20 protein-coding genes are annotated in these 21698 nt (G+C 69.9%); 2 read left to right on the top strand and 18 right to left on the bottom strand.

Annotated elements, in window-relative coordinates; all coding sequences use genetic code 11:
* Positions 1–2: 2 nt before the first annotated feature.
* The 17 genes from IE317_RS18125 to IE317_RS18045 all read right to left on the bottom strand — a co-directional run bounded on the left by IE317_RS18125 (position 3) and on the right by IE317_RS18045 (position 19063).
* Complete coding sequence (locus IE317_RS18125) at positions 3–1553, bottom strand: NADH-quinone oxidoreductase subunit M (protein ID WP_191311509.1); 1551 nt, start codon at positions 1551–1553, stop codon at positions 3–5.
* Entirely contained in the window at positions 1553–3451 is a 1899-nt protein-coding gene (gene nuoL / locus IE317_RS18120) for an NADH-quinone oxidoreductase subunit L (RefSeq protein WP_191311507.1), read from the bottom strand. The genes IE317_RS18125 and nuoL overlap by 1 nt, the downstream gene beginning before the upstream one ends.
* A gap of 11 nt (positions 3452–3462) precedes the next feature.
* Entirely contained in the window at positions 3463–3762 is a 300-nt protein-coding gene (nuoK, locus tag IE317_RS18115) for an NADH-quinone oxidoreductase subunit NuoK (protein WP_003081840.1), read from the bottom strand.
* Positions 3759–4625: an NADH-quinone oxidoreductase subunit J gene (locus IE317_RS18110; RefSeq protein ID WP_191311504.1), complete on the bottom strand. Its 867-nt coding sequence runs from the start codon at positions 4623–4625 to the stop codon at positions 3759–3761. Before IE317_RS18110 ends, nuoK begins: the two co-directional genes overlap by 4 nt.
* Positions 4622–5146 (bottom strand): NADH-quinone oxidoreductase subunit NuoI, encoded by a 525-nt coding sequence (gene nuoI / locus IE317_RS18105; protein WP_191311502.1) that lies wholly within the window; start codon positions 5144–5146, stop codon positions 4622–4624. Before nuoI ends, IE317_RS18110 begins: the two co-directional genes overlap by 4 nt.
* Positions 5133–6482, bottom strand: a complete 1350-nt coding sequence (nuoH, locus tag IE317_RS18100; RefSeq protein ID WP_191311500.1) for an NADH-quinone oxidoreductase subunit NuoH — start codon at positions 6480–6482, stop codon at positions 5133–5135. The genes nuoI and nuoH overlap by 14 nt, the downstream gene beginning before the upstream one ends.
* Positions 6479–8950 (bottom strand): NADH-quinone oxidoreductase subunit G, encoded by a 2472-nt coding sequence (locus IE317_RS18095; RefSeq protein ID WP_191311498.1) that lies wholly within the window; start codon positions 8948–8950, stop codon positions 6479–6481. The genes nuoH and IE317_RS18095 overlap by 4 nt, the downstream gene beginning before the upstream one ends.
* On the bottom strand, positions 8947–10242 hold the full coding sequence (nuoF, locus tag IE317_RS18090) for an NADH-quinone oxidoreductase subunit NuoF (protein WP_191311496.1): 1296 nt from the start codon (positions 10240–10242) through the stop codon (positions 8947–8949). The genes IE317_RS18095 and nuoF overlap by 4 nt, the downstream gene beginning before the upstream one ends.
* Positions 10242–11099, bottom strand: coding sequence for an NADH-quinone oxidoreductase subunit NuoE (nuoE, locus tag IE317_RS18085; RefSeq protein ID WP_191311494.1), 858 nt, complete (start codon positions 11097–11099; stop codon positions 10242–10244). The genes nuoF and nuoE overlap by 1 nt, the downstream gene beginning before the upstream one ends.
* A complete protein-coding gene (locus IE317_RS18080; protein ID WP_191311492.1) occupies positions 11096–12493 on the bottom strand; it encodes an NADH-quinone oxidoreductase subunit D in 1398 nt (465 codons plus the stop codon). The genes nuoE and IE317_RS18080 overlap by 4 nt, the downstream gene beginning before the upstream one ends.
* Entirely contained in the window at positions 12490–13239 is a 750-nt protein-coding gene (locus IE317_RS18075) for an NADH-quinone oxidoreductase subunit C (protein ID WP_191311490.1), read from the bottom strand. Before IE317_RS18075 ends, IE317_RS18080 begins: the two co-directional genes overlap by 4 nt.
* 4 nt (positions 13240–13243) lie before the next feature.
* The gene (locus IE317_RS18070) at positions 13244–13792 is read right to left on the bottom strand and encodes a NuoB/complex I 20 kDa subunit family protein (protein WP_093954411.1); all 549 of its coding nucleotides are present in this window, start codon (positions 13790–13792) and stop codon (positions 13244–13246) included.
* A gap of 4 nt (positions 13793–13796) precedes the next feature.
* On the bottom strand, positions 13797–14216 hold the full coding sequence (locus IE317_RS18065) for an NADH-quinone oxidoreductase subunit A (protein WP_051736101.1): 420 nt from the start codon (positions 14214–14216) through the stop codon (positions 13797–13799).
* 599 nt (positions 14217–14815) lie between these two features.
* Positions 14816–16102 carry a geranylgeranyl reductase family protein gene (locus IE317_RS18060; protein WP_191311488.1) on the bottom strand — a complete coding sequence of 429 codons (1287 nt, stop codon included), beginning with the start codon at positions 16100–16102 and terminating at the stop codon, positions 14816–14818.
* A gap of 10 nt (positions 16103–16112) precedes the next feature.
* Positions 16113–16802: a class I SAM-dependent methyltransferase gene (locus IE317_RS18055; RefSeq protein WP_003081865.1), complete on the bottom strand. Its 690-nt coding sequence runs from the start codon at positions 16800–16802 to the stop codon at positions 16113–16115.
* 84 nt (positions 16803–16886) lie between these two features.
* Positions 16887–17990 carry a glycosyltransferase family 4 protein gene (locus tag IE317_RS18050; protein WP_191311486.1) on the bottom strand — a complete coding sequence of 368 codons (1104 nt, stop codon included), beginning with the start codon at positions 17988–17990 and terminating at the stop codon, positions 16887–16889.
* Positions 17991–17992: 2 nt separating this feature from the next.
* Positions 17993–19063, bottom strand: a complete 1071-nt coding sequence (locus IE317_RS18045; protein WP_308443402.1) for a glycosyltransferase family 4 protein — start codon at positions 19061–19063, stop codon at positions 17993–17995.
* Positions 19064–19240: 177 nt separating this feature from the next.
* Here IE317_RS18045 and IE317_RS18040 point away from each other — a divergent pair, with 177 nt between their 5' ends.
* Positions 19241–20071, top strand: a complete 831-nt coding sequence (locus IE317_RS18040; protein ID WP_191311482.1) for an inositol monophosphatase family protein — start codon at positions 19241–19243, stop codon at positions 20069–20071.
* 31 nt (positions 20072–20102) lie between these two features.
* Complete coding sequence (locus IE317_RS18035; protein ID WP_191311480.1) at positions 20103–20651, top strand: GNAT family N-acetyltransferase; 549 nt, start codon at positions 20103–20105, stop codon at positions 20649–20651.
* A gap of 597 nt (positions 20652–21248) precedes the next feature.
* On the opposite strand, the gene IE317_RS18030 is transcribed toward IE317_RS18035, so the two are convergent.
* Positions 21249–21692, bottom strand: coding sequence for a DUF3592 domain-containing protein (locus tag IE317_RS18030; RefSeq protein WP_191311478.1), 444 nt, complete (start codon positions 21690–21692; stop codon positions 21249–21251).
* Positions 21693–21698: the final 6 nt, after the last annotated feature.

Below are 21698 nucleotides of genomic sequence, written 5' to 3'. Positions count from 1 at the left end.
TTTTACTTGCCTCCCTGGACCGCGGACAGCGTCTGCTGCACCGTCGGGGTGACTGTGTCGAGCACCGGCTTCGGGTAGAAGCCGAGAACGAGGATCAGCACGACCAGCGGCGCGAGGATCGCGATCTCACGACCGTTCAGGTCGCGGATCGCCTTCTTGGCGCCCAGTTCCGGCGCGATCGCCGTGCCCGGGCCCCCACCGACACCCACCAGGGCGTCACCGCGGACCGGGCCCTGGAAGACCCGCTGGTAGAGCCACAGGACGTACGCCGCGGCCAGGACCATGCCCACCGTGGCGAGGATCGTGTACACCGGCTGGTCCACAAAGGACCCGATGAGCACCAGGAACTCCGAAACGAACGAGTTCGTGCCCGGCAGGGACAAAGTGGACAGACCGGCGAGCAGGAACAGCCCGGCCAGCAACGGGGTCACCTTGGCCATGCCGCCGTAGTCCGAAATGCGGGACGACCCGCCGCGCGCGATCACCAGGCCGATCACCACGATCAGCATGCCGGTCGCCAGGCTGTGGTTCAGCATGTACGTCGCCGAGCCGACCATCGCCTGCTCGTTGAACGCGAAGATCCCGAGCGAGATGAAGCCGAAGTGGGCGATGGACACGTACGCGATGAACCGCTTCATGTCCCGCTGGCCCGCCGCGAGGATCGAGCCGTAGAGGACGCCGATCACCGAGAGCACCAGCACCAGCGGGGCGAGGGTCTTGCTCGCCTCCGGGAACATCGGCAGGCAGTAGCGCAGGAACCCGAACGTGCCCACCTTGTCCAGCACGCCGACCAGCAGGACGGCGACGCCGATCGGCGCCTCCCCCGCCGCGTCCGGCAGCCAGGTGTGGAACGGCACCAGCGGCGCCTTGATCGCGAACGCCAGGAAGAACCCGAGGAACAGCCAGATCTGCGTGGACAGCGGCGCGTCGCGCACCACCGTCACCAGCGTCAGCCAGTCGAACGTGCCCTTGCCGAGCTTGTCCGCGGCCAGCGAGTACGCCCCGATCGCCGAGGCCAGCATGATCAGGCCGCCGAGGAACGAGTACAGGAAGAACTTCACCGCCGCGTACTGCCGGTTCGCGCCGCCGTAGCCGCCGATGAGGAAGTACATCGGGATCAGCATGATCTCGAACAGCACGTAGAACAGGAAGACGTCGGTCGCGGCGAACACGCCGATCGTGAGCGCCTCCTGCAGCAGGATCAGCGAAAGGAACCCGCCCGCGCTGCGGCCCGCCGGGAGCTTGTCCAGCGTGCCGAGCCCGCCGACGACGATCGGCACCAGCAGCGCGATCACCGCGATCATGATCAGCGCGATGCCGTCGACGCCGAACGCGATGTGCACGCCGAAGCTGGGGATCCAGTCGAAGCTCGACGTCATCTGCAGCCGGGGGCCGGATGCGGAGTAGCTGAGCCAGAACGGGATCACCAGCAGGAACTCGAGGATCGAGAACCCGAGCGCGGCCAGCACCGCGGCGCGGTCGTTCCCCTTGAGGAACGCCAGCACCAGCGAGCCGGCGAGCGGCACCAGGATGAGGATGAGCAACCAGGTCATCAGGAGAACCTCACCAGCAGGAGAGCCGCCAGAAGCAGGAACGTGCCGCCCAGCATCGACAGCGCGTACGACCGGACGAACCCGGTCTGCAGCCGCCTCAGCCGGCCGGACCCGCCGCCGAGACCGGCGGCCAGGCCGTTGACCGCGCCGTCGACGCCGCGGTTGTCGACGTACACCAGCGCCCGCGAGAGCCAGGTGCCCGGGCGGGCGACCAGAGTCTCGTTGAGGGCGTTGCCGTAGAGGTCCTTGCGCGCGGCCCGGGTGACGAACGAGACCCGCTGGGGCTGCTCGACCGGGACGTCACGGCGGAAGATCAGGTAGGCGATGACCGCGCCGATCAGGGAAATCCCGACCACGATGCCGGACATCAGCCACTTGTTGATCCCGAAGTGCTCCTCCGGAGCCTCGCCGACCGCCGGGGCCAGCCAGGTCACGAAGGACTTGTTGAGCGTGAAGAGCCCACCGGCGAATACCGAGCCGATCGCGAGGATCACCATCGGCACCCACATGATCGGTTTGGCCTCGTGCGGGTGGAACTCGCGGCCGTCGGCGGACTTGAGTTCCTTCCAGCGCGCCTTGCCGAAGAACGTCATCATCATCAGGCGGGTCATGTAGAACGCCGTCAGCCCGGCGCCCAGCAGGGCCGCGCCACCCATCACCCAGCCGCGCCAGCCTTCCTGGCCGAACGCCGCCTCGATGATCGCGTCCTTCGTCCAGAAGCCGGACAGCAGCGGGAAGCCGATCAGGGCCGCGTAGCCGAGGGCGAACGTCCAGAAGGTGATCGGCATCTTCTTCCACAGGCCGCCGAACTTGCGCATGTCGACCTCGTCGTTCATGGCGTGCATGACCGACCCGGCGCCGAGGAACAGCCCGGCCTTGAAGAAGCCGTGCGCGACCAGGTGCATGATGCCCAGCGCGTACGCGATCGGCCCGAGGCCGACGGCGAGCATCATGTAACCGATCTGGCTGACCGTGGAGTACGCGAGGACCTTCTTGATGTCGTCGTACGCGCAGCCGATGATGCACCCGAGCAGCAGGGTCACCGTGCCGACCAGCGTGACGATCAGGCGGCCGTCTTCGGTGGCGTTGAAGATGTCCTTCGAGCGGGCGACCAGGTAGACACCCGCGGTGACCATCGTCGCCGCGTGGATCAGGGCCGACACCGGGGTCGGGCCCTCCATCGCGTCCGGGAGCCAGGCCTGCAGCGGGAACTGGCCGGACTTACCGCAGGCGCCCAGCAGGAGCAGGATCGCCATCGCGGTGATCGCGCCCGTCGAGAACTTGCCGTCACCGACCGCCTTGAAGACCTCGGCGTAGCCGGTCGAACCCGCGTACTTGAACATGATGAAGATCGCCAGCGCGAGCCCGACGTCTCCGACGCGGTTCATCAGGAACGCTTTCTTCGCCGCGGTGGCGGCGGACGGGCGGCCCTGGTACCAGCCGATGAGCAGGTAGGACGCGAGACCCACGCCCTCCCAGCCCATGTAGAGCGTCACGAAGCTGTTGCCCAGCACCAGGACCAGCATCGAGGCGACGAAGAGGTTCAGGTACGCGAAGAAGCGGTACCGGCCCTCGTCGTCGGCCATGTAGCCGATCGAGTAGTAGTGGATCAGCATGCCGACGCCGGTGATGAGCAGCACGAAGGTCAGCGAGAGCGCGTCGATCCGCAGCCCGAAGTCCACCTGCAGCTGGCCGACCGGGATCCACGAGTAGACCTTGGTGTCGGTCGTGGTGCCGGTGTCTGCCGTGAAGAAGAGGATCAGCCCGTAGACGAAGGCGAGGGTGACGGTGGCGCAGCCGAGCAAATGCCCCCAGGCCTTCGCGCGCTTGCCCGCCAGCAACAGGATGAGCGCGCCGAGGCCAGGCAGGGCCACCAGCAGCCACGATGATGCGGTCACTCGGGGGTCTCCTAGTACTTCAGCAGGTTGGTGTCGTCGACCGAGGCCGAGCGCCGGGTGCGGAAGATGGCCATGATGATCGCCAGGCCGACCACGACCTCGGCGGCCGCGACGACCATGACGAAGAACGCCATGATCTGGCCGTCGAGCCCGCCGTTGATCCGGGCGAAGGTGACCAGCGACAGGTTCACCGCGTTGAGCATCAGCTCGATGCACATGAACACGACGATCGCGTTGCGCCGCACCAGCACGCCGACCGCGCCGAGCGCGAACAGCAGCGCCGACAGCAGCAGGTAGTACGTGGGGGTCATGCCTTCTCCCCTTCCGGGCCTTCCGGAGCGGCTTCGGAGCCGACCAGCGCGTGCGCGTCCGGGTGCGGGCCCTCGTCCGCGACGAGCTTGCGTTCCTTCGCCAGCTCGATCGCCGAGGTGGACTCGATGATCGCCGACAGCGACTCCGGGGCCACCGAGCCGTCCGGCAGCAGCGCCGGGGTGGCCACCGAGTTGGCGGTGGCGAAGACACCCGGGCCGGGCAGCGGCGACGGCCGGTCGTGCTCGCCGCGGAAGCGCAGGAGCACGAGTTCCTTCTGCGAGAGCTTGCCGCCCTTGCCGTGCCGGTCGGTGAAGGCCAGCACCATCGCGCCGATCGCGGCGGTGATGAGCAGCGCCGACGTCAGCTCGAACGGGAACAGGTAGTCGGTGAAGATCAACCGGCCGAGGCCCTTCGGCCCGCCGCCCGCCGGCGTGGTCGAGTCGAGCGGGACGGCCGGGGTGACGTTCTCCAGCGCCCGGTAGATGCCGGTGGCCAGCAGGGCGGCCAGTCCGATGCCGAGCACCGTCGCGGCCAGCCGCTGTCCACGGAGGACTTCGACGACGGAGTCGGAGCTTTCGCGGCCGACCAGCATCAGCACGAAGAGGAACAGCATCATGATCGCGCCGGTGTAGACGATGATCTGCGTGAAGCCCAGGAACGGCGCCGACTGGATCATGTACAGCGCGCCCAGGCTCAGCATCGTGAGCACCAGCCACAGCGCCGAGTGGACGGCGTTGCGGGAAAAGATCATGCCGAGCGCGCCGAGCAGGGACAGCGGCCCGAGGATCCAGAACGCGACGGCTTCCCCGGTGGAGACCCCGGCCGACACGTTCGGCGCCGCCGCCAAAACCGCGGAGATCACTTGACGCCCTCCCCGCGTGCGAGTTCGGGGCCGTTCACGTAGTAGTCCTGCTCGTTGTCGCCGAGCCGCATCGGGTGCGGCGGCTGCTCCATGCCGGGCAGCAGCGGGGCGAGCAGGTCCTCCTTCGTGTAGATCAGCCGCTGGCGGTCGTCGTCGGCCAGCTCGTAGAAGTTGATCATCGTCAGCGACCGGGTCGGGCACGCCTCGATGCAGAGGCCGCAGCCGATGCAGCGCAGGTAGTTGATCTGGTAGTCCTTGCCGTACCGCTCCCCCGGCGAGAACCGGGCCTCCTCGGTGTTGTCACCGCCCTCGACGAAGATCGCGTCCGCCGGGCACGCCCACGCGCACAGCTCGCAGCCGACGCACTTCTCGAGGCCGTCCGGGTGGCGGTTCAGCTGGTGGCGCCCGTGGTAACGCGGGGCGGCGGGGGCGCCGGCCTCCGGGTACTCCTCGGTGGCGACCTTCTTGAACATCATCCCGAAGGTGACGCCGAAGCCCTTGACGGGATCAAGAAACCCCATCTTGTGCCCCTTCCTTTGCGGTACCGACGGCCGCCGGCTTGCGGCGGGCCGCCTTCGCCTCGGCCTTGGCCAAAGCCTTCTGACGCGGGGTGGTCTGCGGAACCTTGAGGTCCAGCGGCGGGACCGGGAAGCCGCCGCCGGTGACCGGGATCGACTCGCTCTCCTCTTCCCGGCCCGCGGCGCGGACGTAGAAGAACAGCGAAGCGACGATGAAGATCGCGACCGCGGCGATGATGATGGTCGCGGTGTTCCAGGTGATCACCTTCGCGAAGGTCACCATGACGATCCACACCAGGTTCAGCGGGACCAGGACCTTCCAGCCCAGCCGCATGAACTGGTCGTAGCGCAGGCGGGGCAGCGTGCCGCGCAGCCAGATGAACCCGAACAGCAGGACGAACATCTTCGCGAAGAACCACAGCACCGGCCACCAGCCGGTGTTGAGGACGTTGTTCCCGATCAGCGACAGCGGCCACGGGGCCATCCAGCCGCCGAGGAACAGCGTCGTCGCGAACGCCGACACGATCACCATGTTGACGTACTCGGCGAGGAAGAACATCGCGAACTTCATCGAGCTGTACTCGGTGTGGAACCCGCCGACCAGCTCCGACTCGGCCTCCGGGAGGTCGAACGGCGCCCGGTTGGTCTCGCCGACCATCGAGATCAGGTAGATCACGAAGCTCGGGACCAGGTAGAGGAACCACGCCGGCTGCTGCTTGCCGACGATGTCGGCCAGGTTCAGCGACCCCGCCTGCAGGATCACCGCGACGATCGACAGGCCCATCGCGATCTCGTAGGAAATCACCTGCGCCGCGCTGCGCATGCCGCCGAGCAGCGGGTACGGCGAGCCGGACGACCAGCCGGCGAGCACGATGCCGTAGACGCCGATCGAGGAGCAGGCCAGGATCACCAGCGCGCTGACCGGCAGGTCGAGCAGCTGCAGCACGGTCCGCTCGCCGAAGATCGACACGACCGGCCCGAACGGGATGGCCGACAGCGCGATCAGCGACGGCACCACGCAGACGACCGGGGCGAGGAAGTACACCTTGCGGTCGGCGGTGTCCGGGATGATCTGTTCCTTGAACGGCAGCTTGATCGCGTCCGCCAGGGACTGCAGGTAGCCGCCCGGGCCGACCCGGTTGGGGCCGGGCCGGTTCTGCATCCGGCCGACCGCCTTGCGCTCCCAGACGATCAGGAAGATCGTCATGATCGGCCCGATCAGCAGGATGACCACGCACTTGAGCAGGATCAGCCACAACGGGTCGTCGGCCAGCAGCGCCGCCCGCGTAGCCGCATCCGGCACAGAGCCGACGGCAGCTTCGGTCAGCAGCGGGGTCATTGCCCACCTCCAGCGAGGTTCACGACGGCGCCGTGCCCGGCACCGAGCGTCTTGAACACGGCCGAGCCGTCGGAGTTGCCCGGCAGCCACACGACGCCGTCGGGCAGGTCGGCGATCTCCACCGGCAGCGTGATCGCACCGCGTTCGGTGCTCACCGTGACGGTGACGCCGAGCCCGGCCGCGGTCGCCGCGGACAGCCGCGCGACCGGCGTGCGCTGGGTGCCCTTGAGGTGCGGCTCGCCGTCCTGCAGCGAACCGTTGTCGATCAGCTGGCGCCAGGTCGAGAGGACCGCCTGGCCGTCACCCGGCGTCGCGGGCGGCGCGACCTCGGCGGCGACGTGGCTCCAGCGCAGCGCCGAGGCCTGGCCCAGCTTCTCGAAGTCGCCGCGCGCGGCGGCCGGCGTCTGCGTGAACAGGTCCGCGTCCATCTCGACGGCGAGCGTGTCGAGCACCCGGCAGTCCGGCAGGGCGCCGGTGCCTTCGAGCGTCGTGTCGAACGGGCGGGTGCGGCCCTCCCAGTTGAGGTAGCTGCCGGACTTCTCGTCCGACGCCGCCACCGGGAGCACCACGTCCGCGCGCTCGGTCACCGCGCTGTGCCGCAGTTCGAGGCTGACCACGAACCCGGCGGTGTCCAGCGCGCGCAGCGCGAGGTCCGGGTCCGGCAGGTCGTACGGGTCGACCCCGCCGACGAGCAAGCCGCCGAGCTCACCGGCCGAAACGGCCAGCAGGATGTCGGTCGTGTCGCGGCCCGGGGTGGCCGGGAGCGGGACGCCCCAGGCGTTCTCGACGGCGACCCGGGCGGCGTCGTCGCCGACGCGCCGCCCACCGGGCAGCAGCGACGGCACGCAGCCGGTCTCCAGGGCGCCCCGGTCGCCGGCGCGGCGCGGGATCCACGCGAGCCGGACGCCGGTGCGCTCGACCAGGTCGTGCAGGGCGGCGAACAGGCCGGGGATCGCGGCGGCGCGCTCGCCGACCAGGACGACGGCGCCTTCGCCGCGCAGGGCTTCGTCGAGGTCCGGCGCGTGCTTGGCGATGCCCTCGACGGCCGCGGCCTCCTGGCCGGGCACGCAGGCGAGCAGCTCGCCGAACGTCTTGCGCACCGACGACGTCGTCCACTGTCCCAAGTGGACGACCCGGGTCTTGTTCCGGCGGGCCGCCTTGCGCAGCCGCAGGAACACGATCGGGGCTTCGTCCTCGGGCTCGAACGCGACGCACAGGACCGTGCGGGCCCGCTCGATCTCGCCGAAGGTGACGCCGGACTCCGGCGTCACGCCCACGACGTGGGAGGTGAGGAAGGCCAGTTCCTCGGCCGAGTGCGGACGGGCGCGGAAGTCGACGTCGTTGGTCCGCAGGGCGACGCGGGCGAACTTCGAGTACGCGTAGGCGTCTTCGACGGTCAGCCGGCCACCGGTCAGGACGCCGACGCCGCCGTTGCCGCGGGCCTCGGTGAGCCCCGCCGCGGCGATCCGCAGCGCGTCGGTCCAGGACGCCTCTTCCAGCTCACCGGTCGCCTTGTTCCGGACGAGCGGGCGGCGGATGCGGTCCTCGGCGCCGGTGTAGCGGAAGGCGAACCGGCCCTTGTCGCAGATCCACTCTTCGTTGACGTCCGGGTCGTCGCCGGCCAGCTTGCGCTGGACCTTGCCGCGCCGGAAGTCGGTGCGCTCGGCGCAGCCGGACGAGCAGTGCTCGCACACGCTCGGCGAGGACACCAGGTCGAACGGCCGCGACCGGAACCGGTACGCCGCGCTCGTCAGGGCCCCGACCGGGCAGATCTGGATGACGTTGCCGGAGAAGTAGGACTGGAACGGCTGGCCGCTGGTCGTCCGCGAAGCCAGGTCCAGGACGTCCGCCGTCTCCGCGGTGCCGATCTGCTGGTGGGCGCCGCGTTCGAGGAGCTCGATGAACGGGTCGCCGGCGATCTCGCGGGAGAACCGGGTGCAGCGCTGGCAGAGCACGCAGCGCTCGCGGTCCAGCAGCACCTGCGTCGAGATCGGCAGCGGCTTCGGGAACGTCCGCTTCGTGTCGACGAACCGGGACTCCGTGCGGCCGTGGGCCAGCGCCTGGTTCTGCAGCGGGCACTCGCCGCCCTTGTCGCAGACCGGGCAGTCCAGCGGGTGGTTGATGAGCAGGAGCTCCATCACGCCCTGCTGGGCCTTGTCCGCGACCGGCGACGTCAGCTGCGTCTTGACGACCATGCCGTCGGCGACGGTCATCGTGCAGGACGCCTGCGGCTTCGGCATCGGACGGCCGCCCATCTCGACCTCGACCAGGCACTGGCGGCAGGCGCCCGCCGGGTCGAGGAGGGGGTGGTCGCAGAACCGCGGGATGACCGTGCCGAGGCGTTCGGCCGTGCGGATGAGGAGCTCGCCCTTGGGGGCGATGACCTCTTCGCCGTCGATGACCAGCTTGACGTGGCCCTCGGGGACCGGCGTCTCGGTGGTCTCGGATTTGTCGGGGGCGATCGTCATGCCTGCGCTCCCACGAGTTCGGGCTTGGTCTGTTCGTGCCGGTTCGCTTCGCACAACGCGAGGAACTCCTCGCGGAAGTACTTGATGCCGCTCTGGATCGGCGACACCGCGCCGTCGCCGAGCGCGCAGAACGACCGGCCGAGGATGTTGTCGCAGACGTCGAGGAGGGTGTCGATGTCCTCCTCGGTGCCGTGGCCGGAGACCATGCGCTCGAGGATCTGCGCCAGCCAGTAGGTGCCTTCGCGGCACGGCGTGCACTTGCCGCAGGACTCGTGCTCGTAGAACTGCGTCCACTTCATCACGGCCCACGGCACCGACACGGTCTCGTTGAAGACCTGGACGGCGGTGGTGCCCAGCATCGACCCGGCTTCCGCCGCGCCTTCGAAGTCCAGGGGAACGTCGAGGTGCTCGGCGGTGAACATCGGGGTGGACGAGCCGCCCGGGGTCCAGAACTTGAGCGGGATGCCGTCCTTCATGCCGCCCGCCATGTCCAGCAGCTCGCGCAGGGTGGTGCCGAGCGGGCACTCGTACTGGCCGGGCTTCTCGACGTGGCCGGAGATCGAGTAGATCTTCGGGCCGGGTGACTTCTCGCGGCCCATCTCGCGGAACCAGCTCGACCCGCCGTTGACGATGAACGGCGCGCTCGCGATGGTCTCGACGTTGTTGACCGTGGTCGGTGCGGCGTAGAGCCCGGCGGCGGCCGGGAACGGCGGCTTGAGCCGCGGCTGGCCACGACGTCCCTCGAGGGAGTCGAGCAGCGCCGTCTCCTCGCCGCAGATGTACGCGCCCGCGCCCGCGTGGACGGTGATCTTGAGGTCGAAGCCGGAGCCGAGGATGTTCTCGCCCAGGTAGCCCGCCGCTTCGGCTTCGCGCACCGCGGCGTTGAGGCGCCGGATGCAGTGCAGGGCCTCGCCGCGGACGTAGATGAAGCAGTGGTTGGACCGCATCGCGTACGAGGCGATGATGCAGCCCTCGATGAGCGAGTGCGGGTCCGCCATCATCAGCGGGATGTCCTTGCAGGTCCCCGGTTCGCCCTCGTCGGCGTTGATCACCAGGTAGTGCGGCTTGTCGAAGTTCGGCGGCATGAACGACCACTTGATGCCAGCCGGGAAGCCCGCGCCGCCGCGGCCGCGCAGGCCGGAGTCCTTGACCAGCTGGACGAGCTGCTCCGGCGTCCCGGCCAGTGCCTTGCGGACGGCGGTGTAGCCCTCGAGTGCCTCGTACGTCCCGATCTGCCAGGAGTTCGGCGACAGCCAGCGCTTGGTGAGGACCGGAGTGATGGGGTCAGCCACTACTTCTTCTCCACTTCTGGCAGCGGAACGTCCTGGGCCACCGGGGCGACCCAGCCGCGCTCCTGCGCGAGCTTCGCGCCCCGCAGCGTCTCGACGGCCTGCGACGGGCCGTCGACGTCCCGGCGGTAGGCCGCCTCGTCCTCCGGGAAGAACCCGGCGAGCTGCAGCTCGGCGCCCTTGAAGTTCGTCAGCGGGGCACCGCGCGTCGGGGCCGGCTTCTTGCCCGCCTGCAGCGCGTCGACCAGCGCGACGGCCTTCTCCTCGGTCTGGTTGTCGAAGTACTCGTAGTTGACCTGGATGACCGGCGCGAGGTCGCAGGCCGCGAGGCACTCGGCGTGCTCGAGGGTGATCGAGCCCGGCTCGTTGGGCGTGCCCGCGGTCTCGTTGTGCCCCAGCGGGTTCTCCTCGGAGCCGAGGTGCGTCTGGAGCTTCTTGTAGATCGCGTCGCCGCCCATGGCCGCGCACAGCGTGTTGGTGCAGACGCTCACGAGGTGCTCACCGCACGGCTTGCGCTTGTACATCGTGTAGAACGTCGCGACCGCGCTGACCTCGGCGTCGGACAGGTCGAGCTGCTTCGCGCAGAACGCGATGCCCTCCTGGCTGACGTAGCCCTGCACCGACTGCACGAGGTGCAGCATCGGCAGCAGCGCCGAACGGGACATCGGGTAGCGCGCGATCAGCTCCTGCGCCTTGGCGTGGATGTCCGCGTCGAAGATGTCCTCGAGGGGCGTCTCGGTGATGATGCCGGCGGCCACCTCGGGGTCCGGCGCGATGGCGACGACGTCGGTGTCGGCCGACGCCGCCGCATACGTCGTCGCCGCGTCCTTCGGTCCCGGTTCGGGGAACGTTGAGGTCATCGGTCCACTCCCCCCATGACGGGGTCGATCGAGGCGATGGCGGCGATCACGTCCGCCACCAGGCCGCCTTCGGCCATTGCGGGCATCGACTGCAGGTTCACGAAGCTCGGGTCCCGCACGTGGACGCGGACGGGCCGGGTGCCGCCGTCCGACACCAGGTGCACGCCGAGCTCGCCGCGCGGTGACTCGACCGGCGAGTAGACCTGCCCGGCCGGCACCTTGAAGCCCTCGGTGACCAGCTTGAAGTGGTGGATCAGGGACTCCATCGACTGGCCCATGATCTTCTTGACGTGCTCGAGCGAGTTGCCCATGCCGTCGCTGCCGATCGACAGCTGCGCGGGCCACGCGATCTTCTTGTCCTCGACCATGACCGGGCCCGGCTCGAGCTTCTCGAGGCACTGCTCGATGATCTTGAGGCTCTCGTGCATCTCGTGCACCCGGATCAGGTAGCGCGACCAGCAGTCGGCGCCGTTGTCGACCGGGACGTCGAAGTCGAACTCGTCGTAGCAGGAGTACGGCTCGGTCTTGCGCAGGTCCCACGGCAGGCCCGCGGACCGCAGCACCGGGCCGGTGACGCCGAGCGCTAGGCACGCGTCCACCGGCAGGTAGCCGACGCCCTTGAGCCGGTTGCGCCAGATCGGCTGGCCGGTGAAGAGCTTGTCGTACAGCGGAAGGCGTTCCTTCATCGTCTTGAGGAACGCCTTGACGACCTCGACGTAGTCGGCCGGCATGTCCTGCGCGAGGCCGCCGGGGCGGATGAACGCGTGGTTCATCCGCAGGCCGGTCAGGTGCTCCAGCAGGTGCAGCACCTCTTCGCGCTCGCGGAAGCCGAGCGTCATCGCGGTGGTGGCGCCGAGCTCCATGCCGCCGGTGGCGATGTAGACCAGGTGCGAGCCGATCCGGTTGATCTCCAGCAGCATCACGCGCAGCAGCTGCGCGCGGCGCGGGGCCTCGATCTGCAGCAGCTTCTCGACGCCGAGGCAGTACGCCATCTCCGTCGACAGCGGGGCCAGGTAGTCCATCCGCGTCACGAAGGTGACGCCCTGGGTCCAGGTCCGGTACTCGCAGTTCTTCTCGATGCCGGTGTGCAGGTAGCCGATGACGGACCGCAGCTGCGTGACGGTCTCGCCCTCCATCTCCAGCACGAGCCGCAGCACGCCGTGCGTCGACGGGTGCTGCGGGCCCATGTTGATGACCATGCGCTCGTCGTGCGCCGCGTCGGCGATGACGTCGTCCCAGTCGCCGCCGGAGACCGTGTAGACGCGGCCTTCGGTGGTGTCGCGGGAGTCGGCGTAACCGACGTTGTCGGTGCCGGCCTTGTCATCGGTGCTGTCGCTGCCGGCCTTGGTGGTCGACGTGCCCGTGGTGACGTCGGAAAGGTTCTCGGTGCTCACGAGTACGACCTCCGCTGGTCCGGCGGCGGGATCTCCGCGCCCTTGTATTCGACCGGGATCCCGCCGAGCGGGTAGTCCTTGCGCTGGGGGTGGCCGTCCCAGTCGTCCGGCATGAGGATCCGGGTCAGCGCCGGGTGGCCGTCGAAGACGATCCCGAACATGTCCCAGGTCTCGCGCTCCTGCCAGTCGGCGGTCGGGTAGGTCCCGACCAGCGACGGCACGTGCGCGTCCTCGACGTCGAGGGTGACCTCGAGCCGGATCCGGCGCCGGTAGGTCAGCGACGTGAAGTGGTAGACCGCGTGCAGCCGCTGCGGGACGTCGACGCCGTAGTCCACCCCGGACACCGACGACAGCAGCTCGAAGCGGAGGCCGCCGTCGTCGCGCAGCGTCTTCGCGATCGCGGGCAGGTGCTCGCGGGCGACGTAGAAGGTGATCTCGCCGCGGTCGACCGTGGTCTGCAGGATCGCCTCGGCGGGGATCTTGCGCTCGGCCAGCGCGGCGTAGAACTCGTCGGCGAACTGGTCGAACCAGCCGCCGTACGGGCGCTCGGCCGGCGCCGGGCTGTACGCCGGGAGCCGGACGCCGCCGTAGCCGGAGGTGTCACCGCTGCCCTGGACGCCAAACATGCCCCGGCGTTCGCGGCCGGTGACGACCGCTTCGGCCGAGCCCGGTCCCTTCGCCGTCAGGCCGGTTTCGGCTCGCTCAGCGCTCGACTGCTCTTCGCCGGGTTGGGGGTTCTCAGTCATCGCTCTACTTCTTCGCGTACTTGATCGACGACGCGACGAGCTCGGTGCGCGCCCCGCTGGCCGCGCGGATGGCGGCGCGGCGGGCGTTGATCGGCTCGTCCTGGATCTTGGCGTGCAGCTTGAGGATCGCGTCCAGCAGCATCTCCGGCCGCGGCGGGCAGCCGGGCAGGTACATGTCGACCGGCACGATGTGGTCGACGCCCTGGACCACGGCGTAGTTGTTGAACATGCCGCCGGAGGAGGCGCAGACGCCCATGGCGAGCACCCAGCGCGGCTCGGCCATCTGGTCGTAGATCTGGCGCAGGACCGGGGCCATCTTCTGGGTGACCCGCCCGGCGACGATCATCAGGTCGGCCTGCCGCGGCGTCGCGCTGAAGCGCTCCATGCCGAAGCGGGCGATGTCGTAGCGGGAACCGCCGACCGTCATCATCTCGATCGCGCAGCAGGCGAGACCGAAGGTGGCGGGCCACAGCGAGTTCTTGCGCGCCCAGTTGACGAGGCCTTCCAGGCTGGCCAGCAGGACGCCGTTGGGGAGTTTTTCTTCCAGGCCCATGGGTCTAGTTCCAATCCAGGCCGCCGCGCCGCCACACGTAGGCGTACGCGAAGCCGACCGTCGCGATGAACAGCAGGATCTCCACCAGGCCGAACGTGCCCAGCGCGTCCGCCTGCACGGCGAACGGGTAGAGGAAGACCATCTCGATGTCGAACAGGATGAACAGCATCGCGGTGATGTAGTACGCGACCGGCATCCGCCCGGCGCCGACGAGCGGCTGCGGTGACGGCTCGATGCCGCACTCGTAGGCGGAGAGCTTGGCCCTGTTGTACCGGCTGGGCCCGACGAGCGGGCCGAGCAGCACCGACAGCACGGCGAACGCCAGCGCCAGCACGAACAACAGGACCAGGGGCAGGTAGGGCTTCAGGCTCGGGGCCTCTTGGGCCAGCTGCACCGTGTCGGTCCGGGTCAGCAACGTCAGCACGGGGTCTTCGCCATCCTTTCCGCGCCGCTGCGGTTGTGCTTGTGGTGGGGAACCGCTGGGCCTCGTCGGCACCCTAAGGGACCTGGGTCACACCGCCGAGGGTCAGGGTCTCCTTACGGCCCGTGGCTGGACCGAACTCTGCTTGTGAAATAGTTCACAAGCCACTCGTCGTGGATGTGAAGGGATTCACAAGGCATGGGGGGAGTCTAGGACGCGACTCACACTCTTGTCCCTAGTACCCCGTGTTATAAGGGTCGCCTAAGTTCTGGCGCCATCGTTGTCACGGGTAGGCAACACCGCGCGCGCGACCTGCGCGAAAGGCGTTCAAGATCGCGTTCCGGGCGGACAAAACGGGCGCTGACCTGTGATCTATCCCACTGACCGCACGGCCAACTTGCTAGGCCACCCGAGTGTCCGCGCGCGAGAAAGCGCGTGCGGCAACGGGCATGACGCGTGCTTGGCCGGGCATCACGCGTGACTGGAGGGGCATCAAGCGTGACTGGGCAGGCATCAGGCCGATGCCCGCCGGATCACGCGTGATGCCCCTCTGATCACGCGTGATGCCTCGCTCGTCACGCGTGATGCCCGGCAGCGCACGGTCAGCGGGGGCTCGGGGTCACCTTCGCGAGGGCTGCGATGAGGCGGTCTACGCCGTCGCCGCCCTTGGCGTCGTAGCAGCCCGACAGGCCCTTGTAGACCAGCGGCAGCAGCTTGTTGATGCGCAGCCCGTACTTGGTGCAGGCGTGCATGATCTTCGGCTTGCCGATGATCTTGGCGAAGACGTTGCCCAGCGCGTAGTAGCCGCCCATCAGCTCGCCGACCGCACGCGGGTACGCCTCCAGCGCCCGCTCCCGCGAAGGCCCTTCGCGCCGCGCCAGCGCCTGCACGACGACCTCCGCGGCGATCTGCGCGGACTCCATCGCCGCCGAGATGCCTTCGCCGTTGAACGGGCTCACCATGCCGCCCGCGTCGCCGAGCAGCAGCAGGCCGTCGCGGTAGTGCGGGGTGCGGTTGAAGCCCATCGGGAGGCCGGCGCCGCCGACCTTGCCGATCGCGTTCTCCTCGCGGTAGCCCCACTCCTCAGGCGTCCCGTCGAGCCACTGGCGCAGCAGCGCGCGGTAGTCGGTGTTCCGGAACGAGGCCGACGTCGAAAGCATGCCGAGGCCGACGTTGACCGTGCCGTCGCCGAGCGGGAACGCCCAGCCGTAGCCCGGCAGCAGCTTCGGGTTCCGCGGGTCGGAGCGATCCCACAGCTCGAGGTGGCCCTCGATGAACGGGTCGTCGTGGCGCGGGCTCTTGTAGTACTGGCGCACGGCCACGCCCATCGGGCGCTTCTCGTTCTTCTGGATGCCGACGCTCAGCGCGAGCCGCGCGGACACGCCGTCGCAGGCCAGGACGAGCGGCGCGTAGTACTTGACCGGCGTCCGCTCCGGACCGACCTTCGCCTCGACGCCGACCACGCGCCCGGTCGCGTTCGTGAGCGCGCCGGTCACGGTGGTGCGCTCGTACAGCCGCGCGCCGGCCTTCACCGCGAGCTTCGCGAGGAGGTCGTCGAAGTCGTGGCGGGTGCGGGAAACGCCGTACGGCGGGTAGCTCGTCAGGTCCGGCCAGTCGAGTTCCAGCGTCAGGTCGCCGGTGAGGATCCGCAGGCCGCGGCTGTGCACCCAGCCCGCCTCTTCGCTCGTGTCGATGCCCAGGTCGATGAGCTGCTTGACGCCGCGCGGGGTCAGGCCGTCGCCGCAGACCTTCTCGCGCGGAAACTCGGTCTTCTCGAGCAGCAGGACGTCGACGCCCGCGCGGGCCAGGTAGGTGGCCACGGTGGACCCGGCGGGTCCGGCGCCGACGACGATGACTTCGGCGTCCTGGTCTGCGGTGCGTCGACTCATACGCGCGAGTTTAGGCAGGCTTGCGCGCCCGGTGGATCGCCACGACCCCGAATGTGAGGTTCAACCACTCGACGTCGGTCCAGCCCGCGCTCGCGATGATCTCGCCGAGGGTGCGCTGGTCGGGCCAGGTCAGCATGGATTCGGCCAGGTACTTGTACGCCTCCGGGTTCGACGACGTCCGGCTGCCGACCCAGGTCAGCAGCTTGAGGACGAACCGCCGGTGGACGAACCGGATGGGTGCGAAGGGCGGCGTCGAGACCTCGCAGATGACCAGCCGGCCGCCGGGCTTGACCACCCGGGCGATCTCGGTGAGCGCGGCCTTCGGGTCGACGAAGTTGCGCAGCGCGAGCGAGATGGTCACGGCGTCGAAGCTCTCGTCCGCGAACGGCAGGTTGAGCGCGTCGGCCGCCACCATCGGCACGTTCCGGTGCAGGCCCGCGTGCAACATGCCGAACGAGAAGTCCGCGGCCAGGCACCAGGCGCCCCCTCGGGCGTACTCGACGGTCGACACGCCGGTGCCGGCCGCCAGGTCCAGGACCTTCTCGCCGCGGCGGGCGTCGAGGACGCGGGCGGTGGTGGTGCGCCAGCGCCGGTCGAAGCCGAAGGTCATGAACGAGTTCGCCCGGTCGTACCCGGACGCGACGCCGTCGAACATCGCGGCGACTTCGTGCGGGTCCTTGTCCAGGCTTGCGCGTGACATGACTTGAATGTAGACAGCCGGGCGCAGCCCGTCCGTTGAGGGTGGCGGTGGGGCGGGGTGGGCTAGACCGGTCCGCCGGGACGTTCAGCGGAAGGTGGCCAGCATCCCGGCCACGGCCGCGGGCCAGGTGAACTCCTCGGCCCGCGCCCGGGCGGCCGCTCGGCGCAAGTCCTCCGGGCTGTCCAGCAAGTCCGTCACCGCCGAAGCGAACGCGGGCGCGTGGTCGTCCACCGCCGCGCCACACCCGGGCCGGACGATCTCCCGCAGCGCCGACGAGGCCGACACCACCACCGGCGTCCCGGACGCCAGGGCCTCGAGCGCCGCGAGCCCGAACGTCTCGTGCGGCCCTGGCGCCAGGGAGACGTCCGCGCTGGCCAGCAGCCGCGCGACGTCGCCACGGCCTGGCAGGAAACCCAGGAACGTCACCGGCAGCCCGCGCGCCCGCCGTTCAAGAGCCCGCCGCCGCGGCCCGTCGCCCGCCACCACCAGCCGGACCTTCACCCCGGCCTCGGTCAGCGAAGCGACGGTGTCCACGCTGCGCTCCACGTGTTTCTCCGGCGACAGGCGTCCACAGTGGACGAGCAGGGCGTCCGCACCGGAAGCCAGGTCGGTGCGCCAGCCGTCGTCGCGCATGGCGGGCCGGAAGGTCGCCAAGTCGACACCGAGCGGCACGCGACGGACGTTCGGGGCGGCGATCCGGTCGAATTCCGCCCGCGCGAACGCCGTCGTGCAGACGACCGTGTCGTAGCTCGCGGCCATCCGCCGGTTCGCGGCGTCGGCGACCCGGCGGGCCATCGGCGCGGGCAGCAGGAACTGCTCCAGCAGGCGGTCGAGCCGCTCGTGGGAGATGACCGTGCTGGGGACGCCGTGGCGGCTCGCCCAGCCGCCCATCCCCCGCAGCGTCAGCCGGTCGGAGACCTCCAAGCGGTCCGGCTCGAGCCTCCGCAGCACCGCGCGGACCCGGTGCGGGTCGACGGCCCGGTAGCCGCCGGTGCCCGGAATCTTCGGCGCGGGCAAGGAAAACCGGCGCACCCCCGTGGGCAGGACTTCGTCGGCGTACCGGGTGCCGGGCACCACGAGCGTCACCTCGTGCCCGCTGGCGACGTACCCGGCGCCGAGGTGGTGCAGCGCGGTGCGCAGCCCGCCCGAGCGTGGCCCGTAGAAGTTGGCGAGCTGGACGATGTGCATGGTCAGGCCGCGCGGGCGGCCCGGCCCTGCACGGCTTCGTAGTGGTCCATCAGCTCGCGGCAGACGGCGGGCCAGGTCCGGCCGAGCACGACCTTGCGTGCCTTCTCGCCGAGCCTCGCGCGCAACGCGGCGTCACGCAGGGCGTCGACCTTCTCGACGAGCGCCGGCCCGAACTGCTCGCGTTCGGCGGGCAGCAGGTAGCCGGTGCGGCCGGGCAGCACGAGGTCCTTCGGGCCACCGGCCTCCGGCGCGAGCACCGGCAGGCCGGACGCCATCGCCTCCTGCACCGCCTGGCAGAACGTCTCGTGCGGGCCGGTGTGGACGAAGACGTCGAAGCTCGCGTACGCCTTCGAAAGGTCTTCGCCGTACTTCGCGCCGAGGAAGGCCGCGCCCGGCAGCTGCGCCCTGAGGCTTTCGAGTTCGGGGCCGTCGCCGACGACGACCACCCGGATTCCCGGCATCCCGGCCAGCGCGGCCAGCCGGTCGACCTCCTTCTCGGGGGCCAGCCGTCCGACGAACCCGACGAGCAGCTCGCCGTTCGGGGCCAGCTCGGCCCGCAGCGCCGCGTCGGCGTGCGCCGGGGAGAACCTGTCGATGTCGACGCCGCGCGCCCACCGGTGCACCCGCGGGACGCCGTGCAGCTCCAGCTGCTCGACGGAGTCGCTGGACGGCGCGAGGGTCCGGTCGGCCCGCGAGTGCAGCCGCCGCACCCAGCGCCACGCGGCGCGGGCGGCGATGCCGAAGCCGTACGCGGCGGCGAACCCGGCGATGTCGGTCTGGTAGACGGCGATCGAGGGGACGCGCAGCCGTCTCGCGGCGGCGAGCCCGCGCGCGCCGACCACGAACGGCGAGGCCAGGTGCACGACGTCCGGGCCGAACGCGGTGAGCGCGGTGAGCACGGTGCGCGTCGGCAGGCCGATCGGCAGGGAGCTGACCCCGGGGACGTCGAGCGCGGGGATCCGGACCACCGGGGCCCCGCGGTAGGAGTCCGGACCGGGGCCGGGCGCGATGATCAGCACGTCGTGCGCGCGTTCGCGCAGGTGCTCGACGACCCGGAGGACGGAGTTGGTCACGCCGTTCACCTGGGGCAGGAAACTTTCGGTGACTATGGCGACTCGCACGTCATGGACGATCGCACCCGATGCTGGCGCTCGTGTGACACTCGGGCCAACGGTGCCGGAACAGATCGGCTACGACATGTCATCTCAAGGTCGTGTGCCGGAAACCCGGGTGGCCCAGACTAAGCAGGCATGACCCTCTTGTCCTCACGGCCGCCGCGGCCCGTCGAGCCCGGTCTGCTGTCGAGGGCGCTCGAAGTGGCCGGGCGGCTGGCCAACGACGCCACCGACGTGATCACCGCGACCGCCGGCCGCGGCGCGCACCCTTCGACGCTGGATTCGCCGTTCGACTGGGTCACCGACACGGACCGGATCCTGGAGCGCCACACCCGCCGCGTCCTGACGGCGGAGTTCCCGGGCATCCCGGTGGTCGGCCACGAGTTCGGCGCGGATCACGGAGCGGACGTCGCGGAGTACCGCTGGGTGGTGGACTCGGTGGACGGCACGGCGAACTACGTGGCCGGGGTGCCGTGGTGCGCGTACAGCTTGGCGCTGGTGGACGCGGCGGGCCCGGTGGTGGGCGTGGTGGCGGACCCGTACCGCGCCCAGATCTACGCGGCGGCGCGCGGCCGCGGAGCCCGCGCGAACGGCAAACCGGTGCACCTGACCGACCGCTGCGTGACGGCGGGCTCGCTGGTGTGCACGGAGCTAGCCCGCACAGGTCCCTGGCCGGGAATGGGCGGCTTCATCGAGCGAGCGGCGGCGGCCCACGCGGGCGTCCGCGTGCTCGGGTCCGCGGCGCTGTCGATCGCCCAGGTGGCGTTGGGCCATGCGGCGGCGGCGGTGCTGCACAGCTACCACGAGTGGGACGTGGCGGGCTCGGTGGCAATGGCCATCGAGGCGGGCGCGGTGGTCCTGGACAAGCACGGCGAGGACACGGCGTTGCCGACGGACGGCCTGCTGGTGGCGGCCCCCGGAGTGGCGGACGAGGTCCTGGGCTGGTGGCAGGAGACGGCGGGCTGAATCGGGTTGCGCCGGGGGCGAAGATCGAGCCATGCCGACGCTGCCCACACCCCGGCTCACGCTGGTGCCCCTGTCCGACGAGCACCTGGAGCTGGAGTACGAGCTGGATTCGGATCCGGAGGTGATGCGGTACTTGAGCGGCCGCGCCGCGACTCGGGAGGAGGTCTCCCGGGCGCACGCACGGCGGATGGCCACCGCGCCGGGCTTCGGGTTCTGGATGGGTTTCGCGGGCGAGCAGTTCGTGGGGTGGTGGCTCCTGCGCCCGCCTCACGGACCGGATCAGCCGTTCGTCGAGGGCGAGGCGGAGCTGGGGTATCGGCTGCTGCGCCGCCAGTGGCGGCAGGGGTACGCCCGCGAGGGGTCGTTGGCGGTGCTCCGGTACGGGTTCGAGGAGCTGGGGCTGAACCGGATTTTCGCGCAGACGATGGCGGGGAACACCCCTTCCCGGGCAACGATGGCCTCGGTGGGTATGACGTTCGCCCGCGCATTCATTTCGGCCGGCGAGTACGACGACCCGATCGAGGGAGCGGAGCAGGGCGAGGTCGAGTACGAAATCACGCGCCAGAGGTGGCTGGGCTGAGTTGTCCACAACGGGTCCGACTATCCACAGATTCGCCGCACCACCCGTTCGTGCAGCCGCCCACCGATAGACTGGAACAGGGCACGGCCCCCAGGGTGTGGCGGGGATTTGTCTGGTCAGGAGAGGGCCGCCCTGCACCTCCCCGCCAGCCCCAGGTCAGGCAGCCGAAGCGACCCCAGCCCGCTACTCCTGCCGCCGAGTCCATCGGACCGCAGATCCGGCACCCAGGTTCGTCATGAATGACTCATTCCTGACCTCAGACGCAGTGAATGAGTCATTCACTGCGCCACCACAACACCCACCGAGCCAATTTGTCCGGTTCAGTGGCGCACTCCTGCCTCGCGGCGACGACAACAGCTGCCCCGATGGCGGGATCGCCTGGTCAAGAGGCGGCGCCTGCACCTCCCCCGGACCTCGTCCCAGCCGCAGTCAGCACCGGAGAGCCGGGGTCAAGGGTGAGCGAAGCGAATCGCGAAGCGACGCCGAAGGCGCCCTTGAGGCCGGCTCTCCGGTGTTGAACAATCAAAGGACGAGGACCGGGGGAAACCCCGGCAGCCCACTCACCGCCGCCCAAACCCCAGCCCCGGCAGCCCCAGCTCAGGCAGCCGAAGCGACCGAAGCCCGCTTACCCTGCCGCCGAATCCACCAAAGCGCCGGCCCAGCCACCACCCAGGTGAAAAACACAAAACTCCCCAACGGCAGCAACGTCAAAGCCGCCGACCGCCCAGCCACCCGAGCCAGCTCCGGATCAGAAGCGTCGTACTCGATCCGGACCAGCTGCCCGGCCGCCAGCCCATCCGGGTACAACACCCCGTTGGCGGGACTGTGCACAATCCCGTCCGGCGTCTCGAAGTGGATGATCGTCCGGTCGAAAGCCACCGAGTCCACCGTGGCCGTCGCCGTCCCCAGCTGCGCCGAGATCGCGCTGTCGTTCCGGATCGCCGCGAACAGCAAGCACCCGCACATCACGGTGAGGAGCGAGGCAACGCCGAGGATGACCCACCACCCGACGCGCCTCGCCCGCTCACCTCTCGTGCTCACGCCGCG

Origin of the sequence: Amycolatopsis bullii (genome assembly GCF_014654205.1) — a bacterium.
Classification (GTDB): Bacteria; Actinomycetota; Actinomycetes; order Mycobacteriales; family Pseudonocardiaceae; genus Amycolatopsis; species Amycolatopsis plumensis.
Note: the sequence above shows the minus strand (reverse complement) of the source record. Positions and strands in the feature narration are given on the sequence as shown.

Bases quoted from the DNA above. Each gene is read 5' to 3' on its own strand.
- IE317_RS18075 (WP_191311490.1), bottom strand. From the start codon at position 13,239: ATGACTGAGAACCCCCAACCCGGCGAAGAGCAGTCGAGCGCTGAGCGA.
- IE317_RS18035 (WP_191311480.1), top strand. From the start codon at position 20,103: ATGCCGACGCTGCCCACACCCCGGCTCACGCTGGTGCCCCTGTCCGAC.
- IE317_RS18070 (WP_093954411.1), bottom strand. From the start codon at position 13,792: ATGGGCCTGGAAGAAAAACTCCCCAACGGCGTCCTGCTGGCCAGCCTG.
- nuoE (WP_191311494.1), bottom strand. From the start codon at position 11,099: ATGACCTCAACGTTCCCCGAACCGGGACCGAAGGACGCGGCGACGACG.
- IE317_RS18055 (WP_003081865.1), bottom strand. From the start codon at position 16,802: ATGTCACGCGCAAGCCTGGACAAGGACCCGCACGAAGTCGCCGCGATG.
- IE317_RS18125 (WP_191311509.1), bottom strand. From the start codon at position 1,553: ATGACCTGGTTGCTCATCCTCATCCTGGTGCCGCTCGCCGGCTCGCTG.
- IE317_RS18040 (WP_191311482.1), top strand. From the start codon at position 19,241: ATGACCCTCTTGTCCTCACGGCCGCCGCGGCCCGTCGAGCCCGGTCTG.
- nuoK (WP_003081840.1), bottom strand. From the start codon at position 3,762: ATGACCCCCACGTACTACCTGCTGCTGTCGGCGCTGCTGTTCGCGCTC.
- nuoH (WP_191311500.1), bottom strand. From the start codon at position 6,482: ATGACCCCGCTGCTGACCGAAGCTGCCGTCGGCTCTGTGCCGGATGCG.
- IE317_RS18060 (WP_191311488.1), bottom strand. From the start codon at position 16,102: ATGAGTCGACGCACCGCAGACCAGGACGCCGAAGTCATCGTCGTCGGC.
- nuoI (WP_191311502.1), bottom strand. From the start codon at position 5,146: ATGGGGTTTCTTGATCCCGTCAAGGGCTTCGGCGTCACCTTCGGGATG.
- IE317_RS18095 (WP_191311498.1), bottom strand. From the start codon at position 8,950: ATGACGATCGCCCCCGACAAATCCGAGACCACCGAGACGCCGGTCCCC.
- IE317_RS18050 (WP_191311486.1), bottom strand. From the start codon at position 17,990: ATGCACATCGTCCAGCTCGCCAACTTCTACGGGCCACGCTCGGGCGGG.